This is a genomic window from Actinomadura sp. ATCC 39365 (assembly GCF_054392275.1).
This window is the reverse complement of sequence record NZ_CP184335.1, coordinates 7,645,489-7,671,611: the sequence shown is the minus strand read 5'-3', so window position 1 is coordinate 7,671,611 and position 26,123 is coordinate 7,645,489. Positions and strand designations below refer to the sequence as shown.

Genomic DNA, 26,123 nt, shown 5'->3' with positions numbered 1-26,123 from the left:
GGGCGGGAGGTCAGGGCAGGGCGAGGAGGCTGACGGCCAGGGCCGCCGCGCCCAGGCCGACGAGCTGGCCGCGGTGGATGCGCTCGGCGAGCACCCCGCGGGCCAGCAGCACCGTGCCGGCCGGGTAGAGGGCGGTGATCACGGCCACCACGGCCAGGTCGCCGCTGCGGGCCGCGAGCAGGAACAGCAGGTTCGCCACGGAGTCCAGCACGCCCGCGGTCGCCGACAGCGCGTACGCGGGCCGCTCGGAGCCCAACCGGCGGCGCAGCAGCCCGGCCGCGGTCAGGGTGACGGCCGAGGAGACCGCCCGTCCCACGATCAACGGCGCCACCCCGCTGTCGGACGGCGCCTGGTGCAGGAAGACGAGCTGGAGGGCGATCGCCGAACCCGCGCCGAACGCCAGCAGCAGCGCCGTACGCGACGGGCGCGCCGATCCTCCGCCGTGCCCCGCGCTGACCAGGACGACCGCCACCAGCGCGAGCGGCAGCCCCACCAGCCCGGCGGCCGACAGCTGCTCGCCCTGGAGCAGCCCCACGGCGACGGGCAGCGCGGCCGACACCAGCGCGGTCACCGGCGACAGCACGTTCATCGGGCCGATCGCCAGCGTGCCGTAGAGCAGGGCGAACACGGCCGCCGAGGCGACGCCCGAGGCCGCGCCCCAGCCGAGCGCGGCGGGGCTGAACGACGCGCCGAGCATCGGCCACAACAACAGCTCGACCACGAGGCTGGCCGGGGCCGCGACCATCACGGTACGCAGCACATGGGCCCTGCGGGCGCCCAGGCCGCCGAGGAAGTCGGCGCAGCCGTAGGCGAGCGAGCTGCCCAGAGCCAGCAGCAGAGCGATCACGACACCTCCCGGACGTTCAACCGAACGACCAAAGAGTACATTAGAATGACCACTCGAGGACAACGGACCGACCGCGCAGTACATTGCACCGGTCCGCCCCGTGAGGAAGGTGAACAGATGGCCGAGCCGGCCCAGGCCCTGCGAACGGTCGCCCACAACGTCAAGGCCGCCCGCACCCGCGCCGGCCTGTCCCTGGAGGAGCTCGGCCGGCGCGCCCAGGTCAGCAAGGGCGCCCTGGTGGCGCTGGAGAAGGCGCAGGGCAACCCCAACCTGGCCACCCTGGTCCGGCTGGCCGACACCCTGGGCATCTCGGTCTCGGCCCTGATGCAGGGGCCGCCGGAGGGCCGCCTCCGCGTGGTGGCCGCCGACGCCGTGACCCCCTTGTGGACCGGGCCGCGCGGCGGCCAGGCCCGGCTCATGCTGACCACCACCGGCCCGGCCCCTGTCGAGGTCTGGCGCTGGCGGCTGGAACCCGGCGAGGAGTATCCCAGCCAACCCCACCAGGCCGGGGTGGTGGAGACCCTCAGCGTCGTCGCCGGGCGGATGACGCTCGTCCTCGACGGCGTCGAGCATCCCGTCGAGGCGGGCCAGACCGCCACCTTCGACGGCGACGCCCCGCACGGCTACCGGGGCGAGGGCGCCGGCACCTGCGACATGATCATGACGGTCCACCTTCCCCCGGGACCCTGGCCCCTCGGATCGGCCGAGGCCGGTCGGCCGTGAGCCGCGCTCGCCGTCAGGAGGCCAGGCGCTCGATGGCGAAGGCGGACAGGAAGCCCACGGTGGTGATCAGCCCGGTGAGGACGTGCGCCTGCTCGAAGGCCTCCGGGATCATGGTGTCGGCCACCATGGCCAGGATGGCGCCGGCCGCGATCGCGGTGATCAGCGCGATGGCCTCGGGGGAGGCCGACCGCAGGGTCAGGTAGCCGGTCATGGCCGCCACGCCGCTGATCACGGCGATGCCGCCCCAGACGCCGAACACGTACGCGGGGCTGCGCCCGGCCCGTCGCATGCCGGCGGCGCTGGACAGGCCCTCGGGGACGTTGGAGACGAACACCGCCGCCACGACGGCGAGGCCGATCTCGCCGCCGTGCAGCAGGGACAGCCCGAGCACCACCGACTCGGGGATGCCGTCGAGCAGCGCGCCGACGGCGATGGCGGCGCCGCTGCCCTGCGCGTCCGCCTCGCTGGGCTGCTGGTCGCCGGAGCGTTTGCGGTGCCGGGCGCCGTGCCGCGCCAGGATCGCGTTGGCCGCCACGTACGCGCAGGCTCCCGCCAGGAAGCCGACGGCGGTGGGCAGCAGCCCGCCCGACCGCTCGGCCTCGTCCAGCAGCTCGAAGGACAGCGCCGAGATGAGCACCCCGGCGCCGAAGGCCATCACGGTGGCGATCGCCCGCGCCGGCACCCGCACCAGCATCGCCACGGCCGCGCCGAGGACCAGCGCGCCCCCGGCGACCAGCCCCCATGTCCCCGCTTCCAGCCACTCAGGCATGTGCACCGATCCCTCTCGCGTCCTCGTCCCGGCCCCAGGTTCTCTCGCCTCCGCCCTTCCCGTCACGCGTTCGCGAATCCGCGCCGGAGGCGGGGGATTGGGCCGGGACGCCCCGGGTAGGGCAGGCGGCGGCCCGCCCCCGTCGTGAGGAGACCTGGATGGAGCACCGCCACACCCCCTGCACCCCGCGTCCGGCGCGACAGCTCTACGAGATCACCGCCCTGGACGCGGCGGGCGACCGGTGGCACACCATCGGCTGGGGGATCGACCAGGCGGAGGCCGAGTCGGCCGCGCGGGCGTGCGTCACCCGCCCGGTCCCGCCCTACCGGGCCGCCCGGATCCGGCACGACGGCCGGGTCCTCGCCGAGCACCGCCGCACGTGAAGGCGCCGCCGTCCCCGCGCGTGGCGCTGCCGGTGATGTGCCACCGGTGGGCGCACATCACGTTCCTGCACTGGCGTTACCCCGTCCAGGTGGTCCGTGATCTGGTGCCGGACGAGCTCGCCGTCGAGACCATGGACGGCTCGGCGTGGGTGGGGGTGACGCCGTTCCTCATGCAGGACGTACGGGTGCCCGGCCTGCCAGCCGTGCCGTGGTTGTCCGCGTTCCCGGAGACCAACTGCCGCACGTACGTACGGGACGCGCGCGGTCGTTCCGGCGTCTGGTTCCTGTCCCTGGACGCCGGACGGCTGCCGGCCGCGCTCGGCGGCCGATCCGGCTACGGGCTGCCCTACCACTGGTCCGACATGTCGGTCCGGATCGACCGGGGGCGCCGCCGCTACCGCTGCCGCCGGCGGTGGCCGGGGACGCCGGGTGTGCGGTGCGACGCCGAGGCGGAGGTGGGCGGCGTCCTGCGGGAGGACGAGCAGGACGAGCTCGCGCACTTCCTGACCGCCCGCCACCGGCTGTTCACCCGGGTGGCGGGCCGGCTGGCCGCGGCCGAGGTCGAGCACCCGCCGTGGCCGTTGCAGCACGTCGAGCTCACCGGCCTCGACCAGGGCCTGCTGCGGGCCGCCGGCCTGCCCGACCCGGCCGGCCCTCCCCTCCTGCACGCCTCCCCGGGCGTGGACGTACGCGTCGGCATGTGGTCGTGGTGACCTGACGAGCGGCCCGCGTACGGCTCACGGGACGGAGGCCGGGCGGAAGGTACTCAGGGATGACTCCGGTCTCCTCCTCCAGTCGGATGGTCTTGTCGGAGGAACTGATCGATGATCAGGGCCCGACGATTGGAGACGCGATGCGAAGACCAGTCCTGATCCTCACCCTCTTATCGGCCCTCGCGGCGCCGCTCGCCCCGGTCCCCGCGGCCGCCGCCACCACCGGTGCCACCGCCCCGGGCGTGCGGTGGGCGCCGTGCGCGGAGGATGCCGCGGTCGACTGCGGGACGCTGACCGTGCCGGTCGACTGGAACGACCCGCGCGCCGGGACGTTCGAGCTGGCCCTCGCCCGGCGCCGGGCCAGCGACCCGGCCGCCCGGATCGGGTCGCTGGTGATCAACCCCGGCGGCCCCGGCGGCTCCGGCGTGGACGCCGTGGTGAACGACTGGCTCGGCTTCACCCCCGAGATCACCAGCCGCTTCGACGTGGTCGGCTTCGACCCGCGCGGCGTGGGCCGCAGCCACCCCGTCACCTGCTCGCTGGAGCTCGCCCAGCAGGCGCCCGACCCGCTGTCGATCAAGGACCAGGCCGGCTGGGACGCCCTGCTCGCCTTCAACCGGCGCTACGGCGAGGACTGCCGCAGGCGCACCGGCCCGCTGTTCGACAACGTCCACACCGGGTACGTGATCCGCGACCTCGACGCCCTGCGCGCCGCCCTCGGCGACGACAAGCTGACCTACTACGGCGTCTCGTACGGCACCCTGATCGGCCAGCTCTACGCCGAGCGCTACCCGCGCCGCGTCCGCGCCCTCGCGCTGGACAGCAACATGGACCACAGCCTCGGCACCCAGGCGTTCCTGGACACCGAGGCATGGACCTCCCAGGACTCCTTCAACGAGTTCGTGGCCTGGTGCGGCCGGACCGACTCGTGCGCGCTGCACGGCCGGGACGTCCGCGCGGTGTGGCACGAGCTGCTGGCCAGGGCCGACCGGGGCGAGCTGACCTTCCCCGGGCAGCCGGACGTCAAGCTGCGCAGGCTCGACCTCATCGGCCTGGCGTTCGGCGCGTTCTACGGCCCGGCCTGGAGCCAGCTCGCCGAGCTGCTGGCCGCCATGGAGAGCGGCGCCGGCCCGGTCAGCCCGCTCTTCGCGCCGCCCGTCCGGGCCGCCGGGGAGACCGTCAACGACGCGTCCATCGTCTTCTGCCAGGACTACGCGCTGCCCGTCCGCGGCTACCGCGACTGGGACCGGCTGCTCCGCAGGTCGGCGGCCGTCGCGCCGGACATGCTGGTCAGCGCCGCGGCGCACCCGCTCGCGCTGGCCTGCCAGGGCACCGCCACGCCCAACCGGCAGCACCGGCTCAGGCTGGACGGCTCGCCGACGCTCCTGCTCGGCAACGCCCTGCACGACCCGGCCACGCCGTACGTGTGGGCCGCCTCCACGGCGTTGCAGGCCGGCCGGCAGGCCCGGCTGCTGACCTACGAAGGGTGGGGGCACGGCATCTACGGGCGCGGCGAGTGCCCGACGGCCGCGTTCGACCGCTACCTGCTCTCCCGTGACCTGCCCGCCCAGGGCGCGCGCTGCCCGGCCGTCCCGCCGGGCGAGCTGTCGCTCAGGCGGGTCCCGAGCCCGAGCCCGCTGCCCGGCCGCCCCGGGTGGACGTCCGTCCTGCGGTAGCCAGGTGCTGACGCGGCCTCGCGGCCCCCTCTCCGCGAGGCCGCGTCCTACCCCCGGGCGCCCGTCGCCAGGCGCTCGCGGAGGGCGTCGAGGCGGGCCATGGCCGGGGTCGCGGTGATGCCGTGCAGGACGACCGAGAGCATCACGGTGAAGGCCGTCACCGCCCACAGTTCCTCGGGCGGCACGCCGAAGTCGGCGTGACCCAGCGCGTACGCCAGGTAGAACAGCGACCCCACCCCCGGATCCCGAACAGCGAGATGACCCGGCGCTCCCGGGGACCGGCCGGGCCCCTGACCTGCGAGAGCCAGCCCGCCAGCGGGCGGATGACCAGGATCAGCAGCACCCCGACGAGGGCGCCGCGCCAGGTGAGCGGGGCCAGGCCGCCGGCGGCGACGAATCCGCCGAGCAGGAGCAGCAGCCAGGAGGTGAAGAGCCGTTCGAGCTGCTCGACGAAGCCGTGCAGGACGTTGTTGTAGCCGTGCCCGTGCTCGACCCGGCGGATGGCGCAGGCGGCGACGAACACGGCGATGAAGCCGTAGCCGCTGACCAGCTCGGTGACCCCGTAGGCGAGCAGGGTGGCGCCCAGGGCCACGAAGCCGTCGCGGCGCTCGGCCAGGCGCAGTTCCTCGGCGGGGGAGTGGAAGAACAGCCGGCCGAGCAGGCGGCCGATCAGCAGGCCGCAGACGACCCCGGCGACGATCCGGTAGAGCACGTCCGTCAGCGCCCACTCGCCCGTCCAGCCCAGGCCGCCGGCGGTGGCCAGGGCGATGGCGGCGTACACGATGGGGAAGGCCAGGCCGTCGTTCAGGCCCGCCTCCGAGGTGAGGGCGAAGCGGACCTCGTCGTCGGCGTTCTCGGCGTCGGCGGGCTCGCCCACGCTGACGTCGGAGGCGAGCACCGGGTCGGTCGGCGCGAGCACGGCCCCGAGCAGCAGCGCGGCGGCGACGGGCCAGCCCAGCACGCCGGACGCCGCCGCCGTGACCCCGGCGACGGTCAGCGGCATCGCCCAGCCGAGCAGCCGCCAGGTCGTCGACCAGCTCCGTAATCCGATCCTCCGGTTGAGCGCCAGCCCCGCGCCCATGAGCGAGACCAGCACGCAGATCTCGGTGATGTGCTCGACGGCCGCCCGGTGGGCGACGGGATCGGGCTCGGGCAGCCCGATCGGCAGCAGGTACAGCCCCATGCCGCTGAGCAGGTAGACCAGGGGCGGGGAGAAGGCCCGGCGGGCGAGCAGGCCGGGCAGGACGGCGGCGAGCAGCGCGGCCGCGCCGCCGAGGGCCAGGACGAGATCGGGGGTGGACATCCCGGCCCCACTGCCCTGATCAACTCAGGACAATCTTCGTTTTATTCGTGCAAATCGCTCAGTATCGCCCGGATCGGTGAGCCCAGGCCGCCGCCGGCATATCGCGGCAATATGCACTAATAGCTACTTTTCCCACCCCTGACTGCGCGCCTACCGTGACAGGACCCCCCAACTTCTGGAGGAGGATCCGTGTCAAGGTCTCTCCGTGTCACGCTCTCCGTCGTCCTCGCCCTCTCCTTCCTGCTGGTCACCTCACCGGCCCAGGCCGCCGTGCTGGTCCGGGTGCTGCGGTACGACGCCTCCCGGTCGGCGGAGTTCGTCAACGTGGTCAACCAGGCCGCCCAGGTCTGGAACGCCAACGTGGTGAACGTCCGGCTCATGCAGGGCACGCCCGCCAGCTTCGTCGTCCTGGCCGACAACAACTGGCCCAGGACGCTGCCCACCAGCCTCGGTCGCGGCACGATCTGGATGGGCCGCCAGGCGGTCAACCAGGGCTACAACCCGCTGCGGATCGCCACCCACGAGATCGGCCACATCCTCGGCCTGCCGGACCGGCGCACCGGGCTCTGCAGCGACCTGATGTCCGGCTCCAGCGCCCCCGTGAGCTGCACGAACCCCACCCCCAGCGGGGCCGAGCGGGCCGAGGTGGACCGCAACTTCGCCGGCAGCGCGCCCGCGGTCGAGTTCGGCCGCGTCCACGAGGACCGCTGACCTCCGCCGAGCCGCCCCCGCCGGTTCGCCCGGCGGGGGTTGGCCGGAGGGCCGTGATCGTATTGTCTGGGAGCAATCACCCCCCGACGTGAGGATCAGCGCATGCCCCGTTCGAGGAGAGCCGCCCTGTCAGCCCTCGCCGCCGCGGCCTCGGTCCTGGCGGCCGGCGGATCGGCCGAGGCGGCGGCGGACGTGCCGTTACCCTCGGCGGTCTTCCGCGCCACGCACAACAGCTACTCGGGCAACGTCAACGGCGCCAGGAACTCGATCGCCTACCAGCTCGACCACGGCGTCCGCTTCGTCGAGCTGGACGTCCACGACAACGGGTACGCCACCGCCCGCGACTACTCCGTCGGCCACGACGCCCCCGGCGACGAGGTGGACCACGCGGGCAACCCGGCCTCCAACCTGCTCGGCGACTGGCTCGCGGTGATCGACGACTGGTCGGCGGGGCATCCCACGGCGGCGCCGATCGTCGTCGCCCTCGACCTCAAGGACGACCTGACCGACAACCCGTCCTACGCCGCGGGCAACCCGGCCGCGCTGAACGACGAGCTCGTCGCCGCCTTCGGGCCGCGGCTGCTGCGGGCCGAGGACTACCCGGCCGCCCCGCCCACCGTGGACGCGCTGCGCGGCCGCGTGCTCCCCGTGATCTCCGGCGACGGCACCACCCGCACGCTGTACAAGCGCGACCTCGGCTCGAATCCGGCCGTCGCGGTCAACACCCGCGGCCAGGTCGTCGAGGTGCACGACTCGGGCGCCGGAGCGCTGTGGTACTGGACAGGCGTGTACGGCGCCGACGGCCGGGTGACCTGGCTGCGCCACGGCAGGTACGACAGCGGCGTCACCCCGGCCGTCGCCCTCAACGACAACGGCGACCTGGTCGAGGTCCACCAGTCGCAGAACGCCACCACGCTCTGGTACCGCGTGGGACGCCTGGACGCCGCCGGCGAGATCACCTGGTCCGCCAGCCGCCAGTACGACAACGGCGTCCTGCCGACCATCCGCTTCACCGACGCGGCCGGGACCCGGCTCCGGGAGATCCACCGCAGCCAGAGCAGCAGCCAGAACTGGGAGTGGTCCGGCGCGCTCGACGCCGGCGCGGCGAGCGTCGCGTGGAGCGGCAACGCCAGGACCTCCGACGCCCGCCACGACAAGACCACCTCCTACGGCGGCGCCCCCCGCGTGCACGTATGGACCGGCGCCGACGGCCCGACCCCGTCGCGGACCCTGCGGGTGGACACCGACGCCGCCACCGGCGACCGCATCCGCCACCGGCAGGTCGCCTTCGACGAGTTCCAGCAGGGGGACAGCGCGGAGCTGCGGCAGGGCGCGCTGTTCTACGCGGCGCCCGCCGGGCAGTCGTCGTTCATCACCGAGGCGCGGCGGGCGGGCCGGCTCGTCCGCGGATGGGACTTCGACTCGGCGGGCCAGGCGACCGATCCGCCGGCGAACTACCCGGCGACCAACCATCCGTACGACGCCTGGTACCAGGACCTGCTCACGCGGACGGGCGCGGTGGAGTGACCGGCGGACGGCGGCTGGTCAGCACGCGGGTGGTGCCGCCGTCTCACCCGACGACTCGTTCTCCGCGCCGGGCGCCGCCGGTCACGCCTCCAGCTCGGCGGCCCGGCGCAGGTCCTTCGGCCGGCCCAGGGCGCGGCGCATCCGGATCAGGTCCGCCCGGGAGACGTAGTGGACCTCCAGGCCGCCGGGGCCGGTCGCGGTCACCGCGCGGTCCAGGCACTCGCCGACCCGGAGCCCTCCCCAGGGGAGCGCCGGGGTGCAGCAGTCGCCGCCGGCCCCCGGCGAGGTGAAGCACGTCTTCGGACGCAGCAACGAGTCAGGGTGCACGGGCAGCGGGCCGCCCGTCTCGTCGGTGAAGCGGGCGCCGACGGAGGCGAAGGCGGCGGCCAGGGCCGGGGCGTGGGCGGGGCGGCCGTCCCAGAGCAGGTCCAGGTCGCCGGTCAGCTCGGCGGACCCGTGCATGATGCCGGCGACCTGCCCGATCACCACGGCCCGGACACGATGCCGGTGCAGGGCTTCGAGCAGGGGGAACGGGTCGAAGCCCAGGGCGCCGTCGGTGCCGATCGTCCCGGCGTCGTCGTCGGCGTCCTCGTGGGCCACGCCGGTGGCCCTCCGTTCCAGGGCCAGTTCACGGGTACGTCGTGCGGCGGCGCGGAGGCGGTCCAGCGGTTCGTCGATCATCCGGACATGCAACACCGGCCGCCGTCGTGGCGCACGCGAATTTCCCCGTGCTAACTTGGCCGTATGACCAACTTGGCCGAGCGGCCAAATTCGGCGCGCGGCGACCGCCGTCGCGAGCAACTGGTGGAGACCGGGGTCGCGCTGCTGGGCGAGCACGGATGGCCCGGCGTCACCACGCGGGCCGTGGCCGAGCGGGCGGGCACCAACCCCGGCCTGATCCACTACCACTTCGGTGGGCTGCCCGGCCTGCGCGAGGCGATCTTCCGCCGCGCCACCGACCTCGTCGTCGGCCCGCTGGTGACCGAGCTGCTGGCCGCCGACGACGAGCGCGCCGCGCTGGCCCTGCTGCGCGGCCTGCCGGCCCAGGCGGCGGGCGACGGGCCGATGACCCGGCTGGCCGCCGAGCTGATCGTGGGCGCCACCCGCGATCCGGCCCTGGGCGTGGTGCTGCGCGACGAGCTCCGCCGGGCCCGCGGCCGGATCGCCGCCCGCCTCGGCCGGCTGCGCCCCGGCTGGCCGGCCGCCCGCCTCGACGGCGTCGCCGCGCTCGTCACCGCCGCGATCGACGGGCTGATGCTGCACCACATGATCGACCCAGCCCTCCCCGTCGGCGAGGCGCTCTCGGCGGTGGAGGACCTGCTGGACGCGGGCGAGCCGGGCGGGTCCGCGCCCGCGGGGGCGCCGCCCGGCTGACGGGAACAGTGCTCGACGGGCCATCCGGGGCCCGCCCACCACGGAAGGAGACCGACCATGGAGATCGTCAGGAGACCGGACCCGCCGACCGGGCTGCGCCGCAGGCTGTGGCGGCTGCCCATCCTGCTGTACCGTCTCGGCCTCGGGCCGCTGCTGGGCGGCCGCGTCATGCTGCTCACCCACACCGGACGCGTCTCGGGCCTGCCCCGCCGGGCCGTCATCGAGGTGGTCCAGCGCGACGGGCAGGGCTACGTGGCCGCCTCCGGCTTCGGCCCCAAGGCCGACTGGTACCGCAACGTCAGGGCCACCCCGCAGGTGATCCTGCAGGTCGGCGGCTCCCGCCTGCGCGCCACGGCGGTGCCGCTGGAGCCGGGCGAAGGCGCGGACATCATGGCCCGGTACGCCCCCCGCCACCCGGCCGCCGCCCGCCGGCTCTGCCGGATCATGGGCTTCGCCGTCGACGGCGGCGTGGACGACTACCGCGAGGTGGGCAGCCGCATACCGTTCGTCCGGTTCGTTCCGGGGTGATCGGCGAAGCCGTCCAGGGCCTTCAGGATCTCGTCGCGGAAGGTGCCGCTTCCGGTGTGCCCGGAGTCCTCCACGATCACCAGGCGGGCCTCGGGCCACGCCTGAGCCAGGTCCCAGGCGTACTCCAGGGGCGCGCCGAGGTCGAAACGGCCGTGGATGAGCACGCCGGGGATGCCCGCCAGCCGGTGCGCCTCCCGCAGCAGCACGCCCTCCTCCAGCCAGGCGCCGTTGGAGAAGTAGTGGGCGCAGATGCGGACGAGAGCCGCCAGTCTGTCCGCCGGCCGGTCGCTGTAGGCGTTGGGCTTGCCGTTGGTCTCCAGCGAGATGACCGTGTCCTCCCACGCCGTCCAGTCGTGGGCGGCCCTGGCGCGGACCGCCGGATCGGGGTCGGCCATCAGCCCGGCATAGGCGCTCAGCACCTCGGCCAGGCTGCCCCGGCAGCCCTCCGGCACCCCCTCGCGGAAGCGCTGCCGCTGCTCGGGGAAGAACCGGCCGACGCCGTCGTACAGCCAGTCGATCTCCGACCGGCGGGTCGTGGTGACCCCGGTGAGCACGATCTCCGAGACCCGCTCGGGGTGGGCCTCGGCGTAGGCCAGGATCAGCGTCGAACCCCACGAACCGCCGTACAGCAGCCAGCGGTCCACGCCCAGGTGCTCGCGCAGCCGTTCCATGTCGGCCACCAGGTGGTGGGTGGTGTTCGCCGACAGGTCGGTGGCCGGGTCGGCGGCGTGCGGGCGGCTGCGTCCGCAGTTGCGCTGGTCGAACAGGATGATCCGGTACCGCTCCGGGTCGAAGACGCGCCGCTGGCCCGGGGTGCAGTTCGAGCCCGGCCCGCCGTGGACGACCAGCGCGGGCTTGCCGCCGGGGTTGCCGCACGCCTCCCAATGGACGAGATGACCGTCGCCGACGTCGAGCAGGCCATGGTCATAAGGTTCGATCGCGGGATACATCCGGCCACCGTACTAGGGGTTCACGGCTGCCCGTCCCCGCCCGTGGGGGCGCGGCGCACGAACAGCTCCAGCCGGGAACGGCCGTCCGGATGGTCGAGCGTCACCCGGTCGCACAGGCGCTGCATCATCCACAGGCCCATGCCGCGCTGCGGCGGCCAGGCCGGGACGCGGTTGAGGTGCGCGTACGTCAGGGTGCCGCGCTCGTCGATGACGTGCACCGTCACGCCGTCCTCGTCGCTGCGGGCGCTCACCGTGCCGGGCGCCTGGGCGTGTTCCAGGACGTTGCCGGCCGCCTCGCTGACCGCCAGCACCAGCCGTTCCACCCGCTGCCTGTCGAGCCCCGCCTCCAGGGCGAAAGCGCTGACCAGGCCACGTAGATGAGCCAGGTTCGCACCGATCGGCACGTGCAGCCCGAAGGACTCGCCCATGGTCACCGCCTGATTCGTCCCGTTGGTCGGTACCGGCCCCCCGCCGCGACGAGCGGGGTGTGAGTGAAGCCGCTCATCCGTCAGTGAGCAAATCCTAAGCAGCCTGATACGACATTCGACCGGAAAATCCCTGAAAGCCCTCCGGGGGCGTGCCGCGCCTGCCTGGGATGAGGGCAGTCTGGCCTGGGGAGGCAGCACGATGGTGATTCCGCCGCCGGTGCACACGGGCGATCACGTCGGGGCGCGCTTCGCCACCGACGACGCCTTCCTGGCCGCCGCCGCCGGGTTCGCGCGCCCGGGCCGCGACCGCCGCCGGTCATCCGGGCCTGTGGGTGCCCGTGAGGTCCTGCCCGCCCGGACGGCGTGACGTCCTGGCGGGCTACCGGCCGGTTCCGTGCGCGGGCGGCTCGCCGGAGGGGAACAGGATCGCGCTGAGCAGGTAGGGGACGCGGCCGGGGGCCGGGGCGTTGCCCAGCCGGTCGCCCAGTACCGCCAGCAGGTCGGCCAGCATCGCGGCGAGTTCGCCGGGGCTGAGCCACACGGTGCCCTGCCGGTAGGAGACCGAGTCGGCGACCGGATCGGCGCCCTCGCGGCGCAGGTAGGCGTCGAACTCGGCGATCAGGACGGCCATGGCGGCGGCGAACCCCCTGCGGTGGTCATCGAGCGACATCGCGGCGGCGCTCCCCGCGTCGATCGCGGGACGGTCCTGGCGCAGCCGGTAGCGGCGCTCGGTGGCGCCGCGTACGCGCTGCTCGCCCTCGACCTCCAGGAACCCGCCCTCGGTCAGGTGCGCGACCTGACGGTAGACCGTGATCTTGGGAACCTCGGGCATGCGGGCGCAGAGCTGCGCGATCGTCATCGTGCCCGCGGCGGCCACGGCGTGCACGATGCGCAGCCGTACGGGGTGCAGCAGCTGCTCGACAGGGTCCATGGCCCAACGATTTCATATGAGATACCGTTATCCAAAATGAAAACGTTCGGTGCGCGGAGGAGGCGGCATGCGGAACGTGCCGGGGCGGACGGTGCCGGTGAACGGGCGGCACGTCTATGTCGAGGAGACCGGTGAAGGGCCCTTACCGGTGGTCTTCGAGGCGGGCGGGGGATGCGGGCGCACCTGCTGGGACGCGGTGACGCCGCTGCTGGCGAGCAGGGCGCGGCTGGTGACCTACGACCGCGCCGGGCGCGCGCGCAGCGGCCCCGCCGCCGGGCCGCTCGGCATCGACGACCTGGCGGCCGACCTGGTCGCGATGACCGAGGCCGTCGTGCCGGGGGAGTTCGTGCTGGTCGCGCACAGCATGGGCGGGCTGGTCGCGCGCCGTGCCGCCGAGCTGCTGGGGCCCCGGCTTCGGGGGCTGCTGCTGGCCGACGTCCTGCCGGAGACCTCGCCGGTGTACGACACCTGGGACCGGACCGCCGCGCAGGTCGACCGCATGATGGCGGTGACGCAGGCGCTCAGCCGGTTCCGTCCCCTGGCGCGGCTGTTCAGTGGGAACGTCCGGCGGCTGTTCCCCGCCGACACCTACCGGACCATGCTCGCCGAGGACTTCACCCCCGCCGGGGTCGCTCGGACGCGCCAGGAGATCCGGGCCGTGGCCGCCGCGATCCCGGAGTTCCGGGCGCGACCGCCGCGGCCTCCGCGCTGCCCGACGATCGTGTTGTCGGTGACCCGCGCCGCCCGGGGGCGGGAACGTCAGCACGCCGCCAACCGCGAGCACCAGCGCCGCTACGCCGACAGCCTGCCCGACGGACACCACGAGGACGTCTTCTCGGGCCACCTGGTCCAGGCCGAGCAGCCGCACCTCGTCGCCGACCGCACGGCCCGGCTCATCGGGTGAAGCAGTCGCCGGACGGGGCGAGCCGGGCGGACATGTTGCGTTCCATCATGTTCAGCGCCGCCTGCCCGAGATCGCCATGGATGGCCGCCACGCAGTCGGGCGGCACGGTCAGCTCGTAGTGCCGCACGTACGCGTCCAGCGCGCTGTACAACACGCACTGCTCCGTCACCTGCCCGGCCAGGACGACCCGCTCGACCCCGCTGCGCGACAGCAGGTACTCCAGGGCCGTGCCGAAGAAGGCGCTGTGCCGCACCTTGGGCAGGAACGCGCACCCCGGCGGCGGCAGGACCGGCTGCACCAGGTCGGGCCGCCGGCCCTTCATCGCCCGCTCCTCGATCTCCCGCCGGTCGGCGGCGAAGTCGCCGTAGTTGTCGTTGACGTACACCAGCTCGACGTCGTCCCGCTCGCCGGCCCGTGCCACCAGGTCCGCCAGCGGCTCGACGATCGGCTCCACCTGCCGGGCGAGCCGCTCGGCGTCCTGGTGCTCGTACGGGTTCAGCATGTCGATGACGACCAGCGCAGATCTTGCCATAACCCCTGTCCTGTCCAGCTACCTGCCGTTTTATCCTGGACAAATCGGGGCATGGCGGGTTTGGTCAGTTGTCGTCGATGAACCGCTGGGCGAGGGTCCGGCCCAGCGTCACGGCCTGGTCGTGGTTCTCGATGGCCGCCACCTTCGTCCCGGAGCCGGTGAACGCGATGTACGTGACGCCGGAGTCGGTGCCGCCGTTGCTCGGGTCGGGGTTGATGCCCAGGTCGGCGGCGGTGCGGTAGGAGGCCTCGCCGATGATCCCCGACGGGCCCGTGTCGCCCGTGACCGCGTACTCGACCTGGCCGTTGTAGATGACGGCCACCACCGTCCCGCAGCCGATGCCCTTGGTCCGGTAGTCCCAGATCGAGCTGGGGCTCGGCACCACCACGTACGGGAGCTGCGCCGCGTTGAGCGGCGTGTCCGAGGTGGTGTGGCAGAACGTCTCGGCCTGGAAGCAGCAGTCGGTGCTCTCGTTGCACTGCGCGGTGCGGACGCCGTCGCAGTCGATGTCCAGGTCGCCCTTCCAGAACACGCCGCCGGTCTTGCCGCACACCGCGACGGTGCCGGAGGAGACGTCGGAGTCGGTCTTGTACTTGCCGTTGGAGATCTGGGAGCACGAGGTGAGCTCGGCGAGGAGCTGGTCGGCGGTGGGCCCGCCGGTGCCGCCGGTCGTGGTGCCGGTGACCGCGGCGCTGTGCCCGGACTCGTTGCCCGCCGCGTCCACCGCCGTGATCGTGTACGTGTGGGTGGACCCGGCGGCCAGCCCCGCCACCGTGGCGCTCGCGGTGGGCGAGGTCGCCACCACGGCCGTGCCCTCATGGACGCGGTAGCCGGTGACGCCCACGTTGTCGGTGGAGTCGGTCCAGGCCAGGGAGATGCCGGTGGCCGAGACGCCGGTCACCCGCGGGCTCGCCGGCACGGTGGGCGCCTGGCCGTCGGCGCCGCCGGGGCCGCTGACCGACAACCGGTCCACGTTCGGGCCGCCGTCGGCGCCGGTCCCGGTCGCGCGGACGGTGTTGACGCCGGCGTTCAGCGTCACCGTGGCGCGGGCGTCGGCCCAGGTGTCCCAGCTGCCGGTGCCGGGGAAGGCCAGGCCGGTCACCGCGGTGACGCCGTTGACGGCGACGTCCATCGGGCGGCCGGCGGCGGTGCCGTTGGCGTAGCGGAAGGTCAGCGTGTGGCTGCCGGCCTCGGCGACGTTGACCGACCATTCGACGGAGCCGCCGGGGGCGTTGACGTAGTCGACGAACCCGGCGCCGGTGTAGCCGGTGTGGTTGGTGGCCACGCTCGCCCCCGTCAGCGTCGCGGCCTCGGCCTGGTACTCGGTGGCCGGGGCGGCGGCGGTCGTGGCCTCCAGGAAGTCGAGGTTGGGGTTGCCGCCCGCGGACGCGGCGGTGACGCGGATCTTGTTGTCGCCCCGGTTCAGGGCGGCGGTGAGGGTGGAGGTCGCCCAGGTGTCCCAGTTCGCGGTCGCGCCGAACGAACGCCCGGCGGACACGACCGTGCCGTTGACGGAGACGTCGGCGGTGCGGGCGGAGCCGGTGCCGTTGGCGTACCTGATGGCCAGGGTGGCGGTGCCGGCCGCCGGGGCGTCGACGGTCCACTCCGTGTACGGGCCGGCCGCGTTGACGCTGTTGACGAAGCCGGTGCCGGAGAACCCGGCGTGGTTCGCCTCGACGGCGCCCTGGACGTTGGTGGCGTTCTCGGCCTCGTAGCGCACGGTCGCCGCGCGCGCGGGCAGCGCCACGAGCGCGGAGACGACCAGGCACGCGGCGGCGACCGGGACGAGGGTGCGTAAGCGGGTTGCGAGCACGGTCACTCCCTCGGGGGGCTACTGGATGGCGGAGCGGCGGATCGTGTCGGCGCTGCCGTCGCCGTTGTTGTCGGAGTTGGTCGAGCCGAACCAGATGGCGGCGGCGCCCGGCACCTTCTCGACCACGCGCAGCCTGCCGTACGTGCCGTTGAAGTAGGAGTTGACGGTCGAGACGTTCTCGCCGTTCAGGACGATGCGCCACAGCCGCTGCCCGCGCAGCGCCGCCATGAAGACCGTGTTGCCGACGATCGCGATGCCGCTCGGCGAGGCCTCGGCGACGCCCCAGGTGTACTTGGGGTTGGTCATGCCGGAGGTGGTGCAGGTGCCCTCGCAGGTGGGCCAGCCGTAGTTCTTGCCGGGCTGGATCAGGTTGAGCTCGTCGCGTGCGGAGTTGCCCAGCTCCGACGACCACAGGCGGCCGGCGGAGTCCCAGGCCAGGCCCTGCGGGTTGCGGTGGCCGTAGCTGTAGACGCGGGTGCCGAACGGGTTGCCGGGCGCGGCGGCGCCGGTCCTGGTGAGGCGCAGGATCTTGCCGTTGAGCGAGTTCAGGTTGGGCGCGTTGGCCGACTGCTGGGCGTCGCCGGTGGTGGCGTACAGGTAGCCGTCGGGGCCGAACCTGATGCGGCCGCCGTTGTGGTAGCGGTTCTTGTCGATGCCCTGGAGGATCGTGGTGTAGCCGCTGAGCGTGCTGCCGTTGAAGTTCATCTTCGCGATGCGGTTGCCCTCGGCGGCGGTGTGCATGAAGAACACCTCCTGGTCGGTCGTGCCGTTCCAGGTGGGGGAGAGGTCGAGGCCCATCAGGCCGCCCTCGCCGTCGGTGGTCTGCACGTTCGGCACGGTCCCGACCTGCGTCTTCGTCCCCGAGGGTGTCACCTTGAACACCTTGAACGTGTCCCGCTCGGTGACCAGCGCGTACGAGCCGTCCGGCGTCCACGAGACGTCCCAGGGCACGTCCCAGCCGCCCGCGACGGAGGTCGGCGTCTGGGGCACGGTGCCGCAACCGCCCGTGGTGAACGAGGCCGACGCCGCGCTCGGTGCGGAGAGCTGGCCGGCGGTGTCGCGGGCGACGACGTCGAGCTGGTAGGTGCGCGCGCACTCCAGCGGCACGCTCGCGGTGGTGGCGGGCGGTGCGCCGGCGACGGTGGCCAGCACGGCGCCGGAGGCGTGGTCGCGGACCAGGTAGGCGCGCACACCGCCGTCGTCGGTGGAGGCGGCCCAGGTGACGGTCGCCGACGTGGGCTGCACGCCGCTGACCGCGGGCCGGCCCGGCGGCGAGGGCGGGTCGTCCGGCGGCGCGGGCAGCGTGTGACAGGCCGCCTCGGGGCTGCTCAGCGAGACGTTGCCGGAGGCGTCCCGGGCGAAGACCGACAGCTGGTAGCCGAAGTCCGGGTTCAGCCCGGTCAGCGTGGCCGGCGGCGTGGGGGCGGTGGCGATGAGCTGGCCCTGCTGGTAGATGTCGTAGGCCACGACGCCGATGTCGTCCGTGGCGGGCGGCCAGTCCAGCTTCAGGCTGTTGTGGGTGATCTCGGAGCACACCGGCTGGCCGGGCGCGGTCGGCTTCTGGGTGTCGGCCGGTCCGCTGACGCGCAGCCGGTCGAGGTTCGGGCCGCCGTCCGCGGTGGTCGCGGTGGCGCGTACGGTGTTGGCGCCCGCGTCCAGGGTGGCGTTGAGCGTGACCTCGTTCCAGGTGGTCCACGCGCCGGTGCCGGGGAAGGACCGGGTGCTCGCGGAGCCGTTCACCGAGACGCTCATCGGCCGGTCGATCGTGGTGCCGTTGGCGTAGCGGAAAGTCAGGCTCTGCGGGCCGGTGGCCGCCGCGCTGACCTGGAACTCGACGTACGAGCCCGTCGCGTTGTCGTAGTTGACGAAGCCGGAGCCGGTGTAGCCGGCGTGGTTGGACTCCACGACGCCCCGCGCGATCGTGGCGGTCTCGGCCTGGTAGTCGGTGAAGCCGCTGACCTGGACGTCGGCGTCGAGGTAGTCCCAGTTGGGGTTGCCGCCCGCGGTGGCGGCGGTGGCCCTGATCGTGTTGGGGCCCGCCTTGACCTGGGCGGTCAGCGTGACCGTGGCCCAGGTGTCCCAGTTGGCGGTGGGGGCGAAGGCGCGGGAGGCGGCCACGACCGAGCCGTTGACGGCCAGGTCGGCGGGCCGGTCGCCGGTGGTGCCGTTGGCGTAGCGCAGGGCCAGCGTGGCGGTCCCGGCGCCGGGCGCGTCGACGGTCCACTCCGTGTAGGAGCCGGCGACGTTGTCGCCGTTCACGAAGCCGCTGCCGGAGTAGCCGGTGTGGTTGGACTCGACGGCTCCCTGCGAGAGCGTCGCGTTCTCGGCCTCGTACCGGGTGGGGGTGGCGTCGGCGGGGCCGGCGGGCACGGCCAGCGCGCCCGCGACCAGCGCGAGGACGCATAACCGGGGCTTCCACGAGTTCATCGGGTGGCTCCTGGGGGTGAGCGGCTTTTCATCGTGTTCCCACAGGGAGTCACACCCGTCAACAAGTTGTCGATCTTGGAACGATCCAAGTTTAGGAAACTTTACTAACTCGGCCTGAGGGAGACATCGGAGGTGCGGGCGGCCGTGGACAGACATCTGCCGGGGATGTATGCCTGAAGCAGGTGTGAGGTCGGATCTGTGATCGTCGCCGGACGCCGGGAGGCCGGAACCATGTGGCTCGGAAACCGACATCAACGCTCGCCCCCGGCGGCTGGACAGCCGCCCGGCGATGCCGCGACGATACGAGATCATGGACCGGAACGACGCAGGGGAGCCGCGCCTGCGGCCCGCCGAGCCCGCTGACCACGACCGCATCGTCGCCGTGCTGGACGGCTGGTGGGGGCGGCCGATCAGCGCCGGGCTGCCGCGCCTGTTCCTCGACCACTTCCACCGCACCAGCCTGGTGGCCGAGGACGGCGACGGCCTGGCCGGGTTCCTCGTCGGGATCCTGTCGCCGTCGGCGCCCGGCCTGGCCTACGTGCACTTCGTCGGCGTCGCGCCGCGCCTGCGCGGCGGCGGCCTGGCCCGCCGCCTCTACCGGCGCTTCTTCGCGCTCGCCGCGGCCGACGGGCGCGAGCGGGTCAGGGCGATCACCTCTCCGGTCAACGGCGCGTCCATCGCCTTCCACACCGCGATGGGCTTCACGGTCACCGGGCCCATCCCGGACTACGACGGCCCCGGCGTCGATCGGGTCGTCTTCGAGCTGCGGCTCCCGCCACGATGACGTCCGCGCCCGCTCATCGGGGGTCCGTACGGGCGTTGAGGCGGTTCAGGGTCGCCGCGAGGGCCGACCCGTAGACCACGTGGCCGAGGGCCATCACCGCGGGGCGGCCCGGCCGGTCGCGGGAGACCGGCGGCAGGATGTCCAGGCTCGGGATCCAGCCCTGGTAACTGGCGATCCAGATCGTCAGCGCGTAGCCGACGCCCAGCGCGGACGGGGTGCGGCGCCCGCGGGTCAGCAGGCCGAACAGGGCTCCGGCGGTGACGCCGAACCCCACGTGGGCCAGCGCCCCCACGACCCCCTCGCCCGGTTTGGGGCGATGCCGGTGGCCCGGCAGCAACGCCCGCGCGATGCGTTTCGGCGGCTGGTCCTCCATCAGGCCCGCCCGGCTGCCGGCGAGCATCACCACGCTCATCGCCGCGGTCGCCACGGCGCCGCCCGCGGCGCCTTTCATGAGGTTGCGCATGCGAAGCCCGGTGCCCGGGACGGGACGCAGGAAACGGGCGGCGGCTGACATGTCGGCCGTCCGGCGGGGCAGGAAGGACGGTCTTCCCGACCAGAGAGGACCGGATGGGCGACACGGCGGCGGCATGCGAGCGGGTGGCCAGGCAGGCGCTGGGCCTGACCGACCTGCGGCCCGGCCAGCTCCGGGCGATGACGGCCCTGGCCGAGGGCAGGGACACGCTGGTGGTGATGCCCACCGGGAGCGGCAAGTCGGCGATCTACCAGGTGCCGGCGTTGCTGCTGCGCGGCCCGACCCTGGTGGTCTCGCCGCTCATCGCCCTGCAGCGCGACCAGGTCGAGGCCCTGCGCGACCGCGACGAGGAGGCCGTCAGCCTGGACGCGCGGACGCGGGCCGGTGAGCGGGCGGAGACGTTCCAGGCGCTGCGGGCGGGGGAGACGGAGTTCCTGTTCTGCGCGCCCGAGCAGCTCGCCCGTCCCGACGTCCTGCGCGAGCTGGCCGCCGCGGCCCCCTCGCTCATGGTGGTGGACGAGGCCCACTGCGTCTCGGCCTGGGGGCACGACTTCCGCCCCGACTACCTGCGGCTCGGCGCGGTGGCCGACGCGCTCGGCCGTCCGGTCGTCGCGGCGCTGACGGCGACCGCCGCCCCGCCGGTACGGGCGGAGATCGCCGAGCGGCTGGGCATGCGCGCGCCGGTGGAGATCGTCCAGGGGTTCGACCGGCCCAACATCTCGCTGGAGGTGCGCCGGGCGCTCGACGACCCCGCCGCCGACATCGTCACGACCGTCGCGGCGGCGAAGAAGCCCGGCATCGTCTACACGGCCTCGCGCAGGCAGACCGGCCGTCTGAGCGGGCTGCTGGCGCAGGCCGGCGTACAGGCCGCCGCCTACCACGCCGGGCTGCGCCGGGCCGAACGGGACGAGGTGCACGGCCGGTTCATGGCCGGTGACCTGGACGTCGTGGTCGCGACCAACGCCTTCGGCATGGGCATCGACAAACCGGACGTGCGTTTCGTCCTGCACGCCGAGATCCCCGGTCCGCCGGACGCGTACTACCAGGAGATCGGCCGGGCGGGCCGGGACGGCGAGCCGGCCGACGCAGTGCTCTTCTACCGGCCCGAGGACCTGGGACTGCAGCGGTTCTTCACCGGCGGGACGCCCGACGAGGAGCGGCTGGCCCGGGTCGCCGAGGCGGTCGCCGAATCCGGCCCCGGCAGCGACCGCAAGGGCCTGGCCGAACGCGCCGGGTTGTCGGCGCGCCGCCTGACGGCGCTGCTGGACCTGCTGGAGAGAGCCGGTGCGGTACGGCTCGGCACCCGCAAGGTCGATCCCGTGCCCGGCCTCGATCCCCGGGCGGCGGCGAGCCGCGCCAGGGAACTGGCCGAGCGCCGCCGCGACGTCGACCGCAGCCGGCTGGAGATGATGCGCCGCTACGCCGAGACCACCGACTGCCGCCGGCGTTTCCTGCTCGGCTACTTCGGCGAGGAGCTCGCCGACAACTGCGGCAACTGCGACACCTGCCGGGCCGGGACCGCCGAGCGGGCGCCCCGGGAGAGCGGCCCCTTCCCGCTGCACGCCCGGGTGGAACACCGCGCGTGGGGGCCCGGCCAGGTCATCCAGCGCGGCGAGGACCGCCTGACGGTCCTGTTCGAGGACGCCGGATACCGAGAGCTCCAGCTCGACGTCGTCCTCGACGAGGACCTCCTGACCGAGATCTGAACCAGTGAAAGGACACACGGACATGGAACGACACGACAACGACCGGCAGCACGAGCCCGGCTCGCCCGAGGGCATGAGCCACGCGCAGACGGAGAGCCGGAGCGACCTGGCCCGCTGGGTCAGCGGCACCCACGCCTTCCCCGCCGACCGGGACTCGCTGCTGGACCGCGCCGAGGCCGAGTCGGCCCCGGAGCCGGTGCTGTCCGCCCTGCGCTCCCTGCCGGACCGGACCTTCGCCAACGTCGAGGACGTCGCGCGGGAGCTGGGCATCGCCGGCGAGCACGGCTGAGACCGGTCCGGGGCCGCCCGGCTCAGGGGCGCAGCGCGCGCCCCTGGTCGTCCGGCCCCGGGCGGAGGGGGCCGGGGAAGCGCCGGATCCAGCGGCGTTGCCACGGGGTCTCGACCGCCCGGGGGTGGTGGTGCTCGCGCGTCCAGGCGACGGCGTCGGCCGGGTCGAGGCCGGCCAGGACGGCGAGGCAGGCGACGACCGTGCCGGTGCGGCCCACGCCGCCCCCGCACGCCACCTCGACCGCCTCCCCCTCCCGCGCCCGCCGGTGCAGGTCGCGGATCCGCTCCACGGCCGCGTCGCGGTCGCGGGGCAGCAGGAAGTCGGGCCACTCGATCCACGCGTGCGGCCAGCGCAGGCCGTCCTCGTGGCGGCGGGTGAGCCGCGCCGACCCGAGGTAGAGGCCGAAGCCGGGCGCCGGGCCGTCCGGCAGCGGGTGGCGCAGGCCCCGGCCGCGGATCCAGGTGCCGTCCGGGAGCCGGAAGGCGCCCGCGAGCGGCGGCTCGCCCGTCGTGCCGTCCGTCGGAGTCGTCACGGATCCTCCTCGTGGTGTCAGGGGCCTGCTCAGCCCGCGGTCCCGCAGAATACCTTGACGGCCATCCCCATGATCTCCGCCGTGGACGGGTTCCTGGTCGAGGGGTTGAGCGACAGGGTCAGCGACTTGCCCGAGTCCGAGCGGAACGCGAACGTGAGGTAGCCGATCAGCTCTCCGCTGTGCCCCCACACCGTGCCGCACGGCAGCGCGTACGCCTGCAGCCCGAGCCCGTAGCGGAACCCGGCGCCCGTCTCGACGGTCGTGCGCATGGCCTTCAGGGACGCGGCGCTGGTGAGCCTGCCGCCCAGCAGGGCGGACATGAACCGCTCCAGATCCGCGGCGGTCGAGATCATCTCTCCCGCGGCCCAGTCCAGCGAGGGGTTCATCCGGGTGGCGTCCACGAGGGCGGGCATCGGCTCGTACCCCTTGGCGTGGGGGGACGGCAGGCCCGCCCGGTCGCCGGGGACCAGCGTGTGGCGCAGGCCCAGCGGGCGCAGGATCCGGCGGGCGACCTCCTCGCCGTACGTGCGCCCGGTCAGCTTCTCCACCAGCAGGCCGAGCACCACGTAGTTGGTGTTGGAGTAGTGCCATTTGCCGTCGTCGGGGAGCTTCTTGGCGAAGGCCACCTTGAGCAGCTCGGCCGGCCGGTAGGAGCGGAAGCGGGCCTCGCCGCGCCAGCGGTTGGTGGAGTAGCCGGGCTCGCTCATGTAGTCGTACAGGTGGCTGGTGTGGTCGAGGAGGCCGCGGACCGTGATCCGGTCGCCGCCGGGGACCAGGCCGGGCAGGTGGTCGCCGATCGGGTCGTCCAGCTTCAGCCTGCCCTCGTCCACGAGCTGGAGCACCACGGTGGCGACGAAGGTCTTGGTCACGCTGCCGATCCGGAAGTAGCCGCCCGGCGAGGGGCGTCCGCCGCGCTCGATGTCGCGGACGCCCGCCGAGCCCGACCAGGTGCCGCGCTCGTCGGTGACCCGGGCGAGGGCCGCCGTCGCGCCCTGTCCCGCCACGATCCTGTCCAGCTCCTGGCCCACTCCGGCGCCCTGGCCGCCCGCCGCCATCGTCGCCGCCACCAGCACGTTCATCATCGTCTGCATCATGCGGTCAACGTTAGGAAGATCGGCCGTACGGCGGAATGCGGTGCTCCGCCCAGTCCTGCTGCGGAAAACCACAGCCGCCCGCGCGGCGGGTCGTGAGGGGGGTTGTCCCTACCGCGAGTTGGCGTGCTGGCGTACTGATGCGGGCTAATTCTTCGCAGATAGCGTGTTTTCATCGTAATCACGCACTGAAATGGATAAATCAGTTGTTTAGTAGTAAAACGCTGGGTCGTGTCCTGGGCCGTTCCGCCGTCGTCGCCGTGGCGGGCGCGGCCTGTCTCGCCGTCACCGCCGGCGCCGCCGGCGCGATCGTCAACGGCGGGAAGGCCACGGAGGCGTACCCGTTCATGGCCTCGATCCCGATCTCGGCCCCGGCCCTGGGGCTGACGGACGGCGTGTGCGGAGCGGCGCTGATCGCGCCGCAGTGGGTGGTGACCGCGGCCCACTGCCTGGACATGGAGGTCGGGTCGATCCCGAAGGGAACCGTCCGCGTCGGCAGCGACCTGCGCAAGTCCGGCGGGGAGGTGCGCAAGATCGCCCAGGCCGTGCTCCACCCCCGCTACTCCCAGAACACGCCCAACAGGAACGACATCGCCCTGGTCCGCCTGGACCGTCCCGTCGGCCGGCAACCTGTCCCGATCGCCGCGCGGCCGGGACGGCCCGGCACCCCGACCCGGATCATCGGCTTCGGCGTCACCGAGTCCAAGCCCGACCCGGCCGACTGGAAGATGTCCCCGCGGCTCAACCAGCTCGACACGCGCAGAGGCGCCCCGTCCGAGTGCGGGCCCGGGTACGCGAGCGGCACCCGGCTGTGCACGGTCAGCCGGGTGCCCAAGGCCATGGCGTGCAACGGCGACTCCGGCTCCCCGCAGCTGCAGCGGGGCAGGAACGGCCGATGGGAGCTCATCGGGGTCACCTCGGGGCCCGGCGCCAAGAGCCCGTCCTGTGCGGAAGGTCCTGGTCTGTACACCAGCGTGCCGGCGTACGCGGAGTGGCTCGTCCGGACGATGCGCGCGTACAGCTGACCGGCGGGGCTCTACCGGCGGTTGAGGGCCGGCCGCCCGGTCGCCCAGCGCCGCCCGCGGCAGCCGGCGCAAAGCTTCCGGGAGCGGTTCAACGACAGCCTTGAAGTCATGACAACCGAAACCGAGCCCGTTCACGGGACACCGCTCCCGTCCCCGTTCCCCCACTTCCGCACGGCGGAGGTGCGGGGATGAGCGTTCCCGCGCAGGACGTCCCCGCCACCTGGCGGGAGCTGCTGGGACGGGAGCATCTCGGGGCCGCCGTCGTGCCGGCCGGGGGAGTGCTCGCCGGCGCGATCAACATCTACCTGGCGGCCGGGCTGCTGCCGACCGCGGTGGCCGAGCTCGGCGGGGCCAGCTTCTACGCCTGGAACATGACCGTCTACCTGGTCGCCATGGTGATCGCCACCATGCTCACCGCCCGGTCGTTGTCGGCGTGGGGGACCGTCGGCTCCTACCTCGCCGGGTTCGCCACGTTCACCGTGGGCTCGCTGGCCTGCGCGGTGAGCCCGGCGATGGCGGTGCTGCTGGTGTCGCGCGGGGTGCAGGGGCTCGGCGCCGGGCTGCTGTCGGGGCTCGGGTTCGCCGTCGTGCGGTCGGCCCTGCCGGCCCGGCTCTGGACGCGCGGCACCGCGCTCATGTCGGCGATGTACGGCGTCGGCAACTTCGCCGGCCCGGCGCTCGGCGGGCTGTTCGCGCAGTTCGGGGCGTGGCGGCCGGCGTTCGCGGCGATGGCGGTGATCGGGGCCGGCTGCGGGCTGATCGTCCCGCGTGCCCTGCGCGGCGGGGGCGAGGTGCCGCGCGGAGGCGGCGCCGCCCGGGTGCGGGTGCCGGTGGGCTCGTCGATGCTGGTGACGGCGGTCGCGGGGGCGGTGAGCGTGGCGGCGGTCGTGGCCGGCACGCTCGCCAAGACCGCCGTCCTCGCAGCGGCGCTGCTGGCGGCCGTGGGGTTCGTCGTCCATGAGCGGCGCAGCGAGCACAGGGTCCTCCCGGCGGAGACCTACCGGCGGGGGTCGTCGCTGAAGTGGGTCTACCTGACGATCGGGGTGCTGACGTTCGGGGTCGCGGTCGAGTCGTTCCTGCCGCTGTTCGCGCAGCGGCTGGCCGGGCTGCCGCCGCTGGTGGCCGGGTTCTTCGCCGCGGCCGTCTCGTTCGGCTGGTCGGCGACCCAGATCGGCAGCTCGTCCGTGGCCGGGCGGCGCGCGGTGCGGCGGCTGCGGGTGGCCGGCCCGCTGCTGCTCGCGGCCGGGCTGCTCGTCCAGGGGCTGGTGCAGCGTACGGACCCGCCGGGATGGCTGGTGCTGGTCTGGGTGCCGGTGCTGTTCGCGGCCGGCGCGGGGATCGGCCTCGCCTACCCGCACCTGTCCGTGGCCGTGCTGACCAGCACCCCGGACCCGGCCGAGGGCGGCCGGGCGGCCGCGGCGATCGCCACCGTGACCAGCCTGTCCGTCGCGTTCGGCACGGCGGTCGCCGGCATCCTGGTCAACCTCGGCGGCGCCTCCATGCTGGACTCGGCCCGGTACGTGCTGTTCGGCTTCGCGGCCCTCTGCGCGACCGGCGCCCTCACCGCCCACCGGGCCGCGCGGCGGGAGCGGGACGATGGACTCTCCCCCCGTGGGAGGCGGCAGGCTGCCTGACGGGGCCGGACCGGCCGGCGGCCCCGCGCCCGATGATCGAACCGGCCAGAG

The 26,123-nt window shown here is 73.8% G+C and carries 28 protein-coding genes; 15 read left to right on the top strand and 13 right to left on the bottom strand.

The features are described 5' to 3' along the window. Positions 1-10 precede the first annotated feature (10 nt). The gene (locus ACNF49_RS37355) at positions 11-847 is read right to left on the bottom strand and encodes an EamA family transporter (protein WP_482940549.1); all 837 of its coding nucleotides are present in this window, start codon (positions 845-847) and stop codon (positions 11-13) included. A gap of 117 nt (positions 848-964) precedes the next feature. Between ACNF49_RS37355 and ACNF49_RS37350 the strand changes: the two genes are divergently transcribed. Then, positions 965-1,570: a helix-turn-helix domain-containing protein gene (locus ACNF49_RS37350; RefSeq protein WP_482940548.1), complete on the top strand. Its 606-nt coding sequence runs from the start codon at positions 965-967 to the stop codon at positions 1,568-1,570. A 13-nt stretch (positions 1,571-1,583) separates the two neighbouring features. On the opposite strand, the gene ACNF49_RS37345 is transcribed toward ACNF49_RS37350, so the two are convergent. Continuing rightward, on the bottom strand, positions 1,584-2,339 hold the full coding sequence (locus tag ACNF49_RS37345; protein WP_482940547.1) for a ZIP family metal transporter: 756 nt from the start codon (positions 2,337-2,339) through the stop codon (positions 1,584-1,586). Between the two features lie 158 nt (positions 2,340-2,497). Here ACNF49_RS37345 and ACNF49_RS37340 point away from each other — a divergent pair, with 158 nt between their 5' ends. The 3 genes from ACNF49_RS37340 to ACNF49_RS37330 all read left to right on the top strand — a co-directional run bounded on the left by ACNF49_RS37340 (position 2,498) and on the right by ACNF49_RS37330 (position 5,111). Then, positions 2,498-2,722 carry a hypothetical protein gene (locus tag ACNF49_RS37340; RefSeq protein ID WP_357971656.1) on the top strand — a complete coding sequence of 75 codons (225 nt, stop codon included), beginning with the start codon at positions 2,498-2,500 and terminating at the stop codon, positions 2,720-2,722. Next, on the top strand, positions 2,719-3,435 hold the full coding sequence (locus ACNF49_RS37335; protein ID WP_482940546.1) for a YqjF family protein: 717 nt from the start codon (positions 2,719-2,721) through the stop codon (positions 3,433-3,435). The genes ACNF49_RS37340 and ACNF49_RS37335 overlap by 4 nt, the downstream gene beginning before the upstream one ends. A gap of 140 nt (positions 3,436-3,575) precedes the next feature. Then, complete coding sequence (locus ACNF49_RS37330) at positions 3,576-5,111, top strand: alpha/beta fold hydrolase (protein WP_482940545.1); 1,536 nt, start codon at positions 3,576-3,578, stop codon at positions 5,109-5,111. Positions 5,112-5,268: 157 nt separating this feature from the next. Here ACNF49_RS37330 and ACNF49_RS37325 read toward each other — a convergent pair whose 3' ends face one another. Next, complete coding sequence (locus tag ACNF49_RS37325) at positions 5,269-6,414, bottom strand: cation:proton antiporter (protein WP_482940544.1); 1,146 nt, start codon at positions 6,412-6,414, stop codon at positions 5,269-5,271. A 189-nt stretch (positions 6,415-6,603) separates the two neighbouring features. Between ACNF49_RS37325 and ACNF49_RS37320 the strand changes: the two genes are divergently transcribed. Next, positions 6,604-7,125, top strand: coding sequence for a snapalysin family zinc-dependent metalloprotease (locus ACNF49_RS37320; protein WP_482940543.1), 522 nt, complete (start codon positions 6,604-6,606; stop codon positions 7,123-7,125). A gap of 102 nt (positions 7,126-7,227) precedes the next feature. Continuing rightward, on the top strand, positions 7,228-8,652 hold the full coding sequence (locus ACNF49_RS37315) for a PI-PLC domain-containing protein (RefSeq protein WP_357971642.1): 1,425 nt from the start codon (positions 7,228-7,230) through the stop codon (positions 8,650-8,652). A gap of 81 nt (positions 8,653-8,733) precedes the next feature. On the opposite strand, the gene ACNF49_RS37310 is transcribed toward ACNF49_RS37315, so the two are convergent. Then, positions 8,734-9,333 carry a hypothetical protein gene (locus ACNF49_RS37310; RefSeq protein ID WP_482940542.1) on the bottom strand — a complete coding sequence of 200 codons (600 nt, stop codon included), beginning with the start codon at positions 9,331-9,333 and terminating at the stop codon, positions 8,734-8,736. A gap of 63 nt (positions 9,334-9,396) precedes the next feature. On the opposite strand from ACNF49_RS37310, the gene ACNF49_RS37305 reads away from it, so the two are divergent. Then, positions 9,397-10,026: a TetR/AcrR family transcriptional regulator gene (locus ACNF49_RS37305; protein ID WP_482940541.1), complete on the top strand. Its 630-nt coding sequence runs from the start codon at positions 9,397-9,399 to the stop codon at positions 10,024-10,026. A gap of 57 nt (positions 10,027-10,083) precedes the next feature. Further along, positions 10,084-10,554 carry a nitroreductase family deazaflavin-dependent oxidoreductase gene (locus tag ACNF49_RS37300; protein ID WP_482940540.1) on the top strand — a complete coding sequence of 157 codons (471 nt, stop codon included), beginning with the start codon at positions 10,084-10,086 and terminating at the stop codon, positions 10,552-10,554. Here the strand turns inward: ACNF49_RS37300 and pip are convergent. Further along, positions 10,503-11,504 carry a prolyl aminopeptidase gene (gene pip, locus ACNF49_RS37295; RefSeq protein WP_482940539.1) on the bottom strand — a complete coding sequence of 334 codons (1,002 nt, stop codon included), beginning with the start codon at positions 11,502-11,504 and terminating at the stop codon, positions 10,503-10,505. The two genes, ACNF49_RS37300 and pip, sit on opposite strands and share 52 nt — an antisense overlap. A 20-nt stretch (positions 11,505-11,524) precedes the next feature. Beyond that, the gene (locus tag ACNF49_RS37290; RefSeq protein WP_357971632.1) at positions 11,525-11,932 is read right to left on the bottom strand and encodes an ATP-binding protein; all 408 of its coding nucleotides are present in this window, start codon (positions 11,930-11,932) and stop codon (positions 11,525-11,527) included. A 199-nt stretch (positions 11,933-12,131) separates the two neighbouring features. On the opposite strand from ACNF49_RS37290, the gene ACNF49_RS37285 reads away from it, so the two are divergent. Continuing rightward, positions 12,132-12,299, top strand: a complete 168-nt coding sequence (locus ACNF49_RS37285) for a hypothetical protein (protein WP_482940538.1) — start codon at positions 12,132-12,134, stop codon at positions 12,297-12,299. 12 nt (positions 12,300-12,311) lie between these two features. Here ACNF49_RS37285 and ACNF49_RS37280 read toward each other — a convergent pair whose 3' ends face one another. After that, on the bottom strand, positions 12,312-12,863 hold the full coding sequence (locus ACNF49_RS37280) for a helix-turn-helix domain-containing protein (RefSeq protein WP_357971628.1): 552 nt from the start codon (positions 12,861-12,863) through the stop codon (positions 12,312-12,314). A gap of 67 nt (positions 12,864-12,930) precedes the next feature. Between ACNF49_RS37280 and ACNF49_RS37275 the strand changes: the two genes are divergently transcribed. Next, on the top strand, positions 12,931-13,767 hold the full coding sequence (locus ACNF49_RS37275) for an alpha/beta hydrolase (RefSeq protein ID WP_357971626.1): 837 nt from the start codon (positions 12,931-12,933) through the stop codon (positions 13,765-13,767). Here the strand turns inward: ACNF49_RS37275 and ACNF49_RS37270 are convergent. The 3 genes from ACNF49_RS37270 to ACNF49_RS37260 form a co-directional block, all read right to left on the bottom strand. Next, positions 13,757-14,299 (bottom strand): cysteine hydrolase family protein, encoded by a 543-nt coding sequence (locus ACNF49_RS37270; protein ID WP_482940537.1) that lies wholly within the window; start codon positions 14,297-14,299, stop codon positions 13,757-13,759. The genes ACNF49_RS37275 and ACNF49_RS37270 overlap by 11 nt on opposite strands. A 64-nt stretch (positions 14,300-14,363) precedes the next feature. Next, positions 14,364-16,112 (bottom strand): CBM35 domain-containing protein, encoded by a 1,749-nt coding sequence (locus ACNF49_RS37265; protein ID WP_482940536.1) that lies wholly within the window; start codon positions 16,110-16,112, stop codon positions 14,364-14,366. Positions 16,113-16,130: 18 nt separating this feature from the next. Beyond that, positions 16,131-18,539: a PQQ-dependent sugar dehydrogenase gene (locus tag ACNF49_RS37260; protein WP_482940535.1), complete on the bottom strand. Its 2,409-nt coding sequence runs from the start codon at positions 18,537-18,539 to the stop codon at positions 16,131-16,133. Positions 18,540-18,849: 310 nt separating this feature from the next. Between ACNF49_RS37260 and ACNF49_RS37255 the strand changes: the two genes are divergently transcribed. Further along, positions 18,850-19,323 carry a GNAT family N-acetyltransferase gene (locus ACNF49_RS37255; protein ID WP_482940534.1) on the top strand — a complete coding sequence of 158 codons (474 nt, stop codon included), beginning with the start codon at positions 18,850-18,852 and terminating at the stop codon, positions 19,321-19,323. A 13-nt stretch (positions 19,324-19,336) separates the two neighbouring features. On the opposite strand, the gene ACNF49_RS37250 is transcribed toward ACNF49_RS37255, so the two are convergent. Beyond that, on the bottom strand, positions 19,337-19,837 hold the full coding sequence (locus ACNF49_RS37250; RefSeq protein WP_357971616.1) for a DUF6789 family protein: 501 nt from the start codon (positions 19,835-19,837) through the stop codon (positions 19,337-19,339). A gap of 53 nt (positions 19,838-19,890) precedes the next feature. Between ACNF49_RS37250 and ACNF49_RS37245 the strand changes: the two genes are divergently transcribed. Both ACNF49_RS37245 and ACNF49_RS37240 read left to right on the top strand, forming a co-directional pair. Continuing rightward, positions 19,891-21,501 (top strand): RecQ family ATP-dependent DNA helicase, encoded by a 1,611-nt coding sequence (locus tag ACNF49_RS37245; protein ID WP_482940533.1) that lies wholly within the window; start codon positions 19,891-19,893, stop codon positions 21,499-21,501. Positions 21,502-21,523: 22 nt separating this feature from the next. Further along, positions 21,524-21,790, top strand: coding sequence for a DUF2795 domain-containing protein (locus ACNF49_RS37240; RefSeq protein WP_357971612.1), 267 nt, complete (start codon positions 21,524-21,526; stop codon positions 21,788-21,790). Positions 21,791-21,812: 22 nt separating this feature from the next. On the opposite strand, the gene ACNF49_RS37235 is transcribed toward ACNF49_RS37240, so the two are convergent. Then, on the bottom strand, positions 21,813-22,322 hold the full coding sequence (locus ACNF49_RS37235; protein WP_482940532.1) for a protein-tyrosine phosphatase family protein: 510 nt from the start codon (positions 22,320-22,322) through the stop codon (positions 21,813-21,815). A gap of 29 nt (positions 22,323-22,351) precedes the next feature. Next, positions 22,352-23,416, bottom strand: coding sequence for a serine hydrolase domain-containing protein (locus tag ACNF49_RS37230; protein ID WP_357971608.1), 1,065 nt, complete (start codon positions 23,414-23,416; stop codon positions 22,352-22,354). A gap of 203 nt (positions 23,417-23,619) precedes the next feature. On the opposite strand from ACNF49_RS37230, the gene ACNF49_RS37225 reads away from it, so the two are divergent. Both ACNF49_RS37225 and ACNF49_RS37220 read left to right on the top strand, forming a co-directional pair. Next, positions 23,620-24,438, top strand: a complete 819-nt coding sequence (locus ACNF49_RS37225) for a S1 family peptidase (protein WP_482940531.1) — start codon at positions 23,620-23,622, stop codon at positions 24,436-24,438. 188 nt (positions 24,439-24,626) lie between these two features. After that, a complete protein-coding gene (locus ACNF49_RS37220) occupies positions 24,627-26,072 on the top strand; it encodes an MFS transporter (protein ID WP_482940530.1) in 1,446 nt (481 codons plus the stop codon). The last annotated feature ends 51 nt before the right edge of the window (positions 26,073-26,123 follow it).

What these genes read in the sequence shown, in the direction of transcription:
- ACNF49_RS37350 (WP_482940548.1), top strand. Translation starts at nt 965, where the DNA reads ATGGCCGAGCCGGCCCAGGCCCTGCGAACGGTCGCCCACAACGTCAAG.
- ACNF49_RS37345 (WP_482940547.1), bottom strand. Translation starts at nt 2,339, where the DNA reads ATGCCTGAGTGGCTGGAAGCGGGGACATGGGGGCTGGTCGCCGGGGGC.
- ACNF49_RS37340 (WP_357971656.1), top strand. Translation starts at nt 2,498, where the DNA reads ATGGAGCACCGCCACACCCCCTGCACCCCGCGTCCGGCGCGACAGCTC.
- ACNF49_RS37330 (WP_482940545.1), top strand. Translation starts at nt 3,576, where the DNA reads ATGCGAAGACCAGTCCTGATCCTCACCCTCTTATCGGCCCTCGCGGCG.
- ACNF49_RS37325 (WP_482940544.1), bottom strand. Translation starts at nt 6,414, where the DNA reads ATGTCCACCCCCGATCTCGTCCTGGCCCTCGGCGGCGCGGCCGCGCTG.
- ACNF49_RS37315 (WP_357971642.1), top strand. Translation starts at nt 7,228, where the DNA reads ATGCCCCGTTCGAGGAGAGCCGCCCTGTCAGCCCTCGCCGCCGCGGCC.
- ACNF49_RS37310 (WP_482940542.1), bottom strand. Translation starts at nt 9,333, where the DNA reads ATGATCGACGAACCGCTGGACCGCCTCCGCGCCGCCGCACGACGTACC.
- ACNF49_RS37305 (WP_482940541.1), top strand. Translation starts at nt 9,397, where the DNA reads ATGACCAACTTGGCCGAGCGGCCAAATTCGGCGCGCGGCGACCGCCGT.
- ACNF49_RS37300 (WP_482940540.1), top strand. Translation starts at nt 10,084, where the DNA reads ATGGAGATCGTCAGGAGACCGGACCCGCCGACCGGGCTGCGCCGCAGG.
- pip (WP_482940539.1), bottom strand. Translation starts at nt 11,504, where the DNA reads ATGTATCCCGCGATCGAACCTTATGACCATGGCCTGCTCGACGTCGGC.
- ACNF49_RS37290 (WP_357971632.1), bottom strand. Translation starts at nt 11,932, where the DNA reads ATGGGCGAGTCCTTCGGGCTGCACGTGCCGATCGGTGCGAACCTGGCT.
- ACNF49_RS37285 (WP_482940538.1), top strand. Translation starts at nt 12,132, where the DNA reads ATGGTGATTCCGCCGCCGGTGCACACGGGCGATCACGTCGGGGCGCGC.
- ACNF49_RS37280 (WP_357971628.1), bottom strand. Translation starts at nt 12,863, where the DNA reads ATGGACCCTGTCGAGCAGCTGCTGCACCCCGTACGGCTGCGCATCGTG.
- ACNF49_RS37275 (WP_357971626.1), top strand. Translation starts at nt 12,931, where the DNA reads ATGCGGAACGTGCCGGGGCGGACGGTGCCGGTGAACGGGCGGCACGTC.
- ACNF49_RS37270 (WP_482940537.1), bottom strand. Translation starts at nt 14,299, where the DNA reads ATGGCAAGATCTGCGCTGGTCGTCATCGACATGCTGAACCCGTACGAG.
- ACNF49_RS37260 (WP_482940535.1), bottom strand. Translation starts at nt 18,539, where the DNA reads ATGAACTCGTGGAAGCCCCGGTTATGCGTCCTCGCGCTGGTCGCGGGC.
- ACNF49_RS37255 (WP_482940534.1), top strand. Translation starts at nt 18,850, where the DNA reads ATGGACCGGAACGACGCAGGGGAGCCGCGCCTGCGGCCCGCCGAGCCC.
- ACNF49_RS37250 (WP_357971616.1), bottom strand. Translation starts at nt 19,837, where the DNA reads ATGTCAGCCGCCGCCCGTTTCCTGCGTCCCGTCCCGGGCACCGGGCTT.
- ACNF49_RS37245 (WP_482940533.1), top strand. Translation starts at nt 19,891, where the DNA reads ATGGGCGACACGGCGGCGGCATGCGAGCGGGTGGCCAGGCAGGCGCTG.
- ACNF49_RS37240 (WP_357971612.1), top strand. Translation starts at nt 21,524, where the DNA reads ATGGAACGACACGACAACGACCGGCAGCACGAGCCCGGCTCGCCCGAG.
- ACNF49_RS37230 (WP_357971608.1), bottom strand. Translation starts at nt 23,416, where the DNA reads ATGATGCAGACGATGATGAACGTGCTGGTGGCGGCGACGATGGCGGCG.
- ACNF49_RS37220 (WP_482940530.1), top strand. Translation starts at nt 24,627, where the DNA reads ATGAGCGTTCCCGCGCAGGACGTCCCCGCCACCTGGCGGGAGCTGCTG.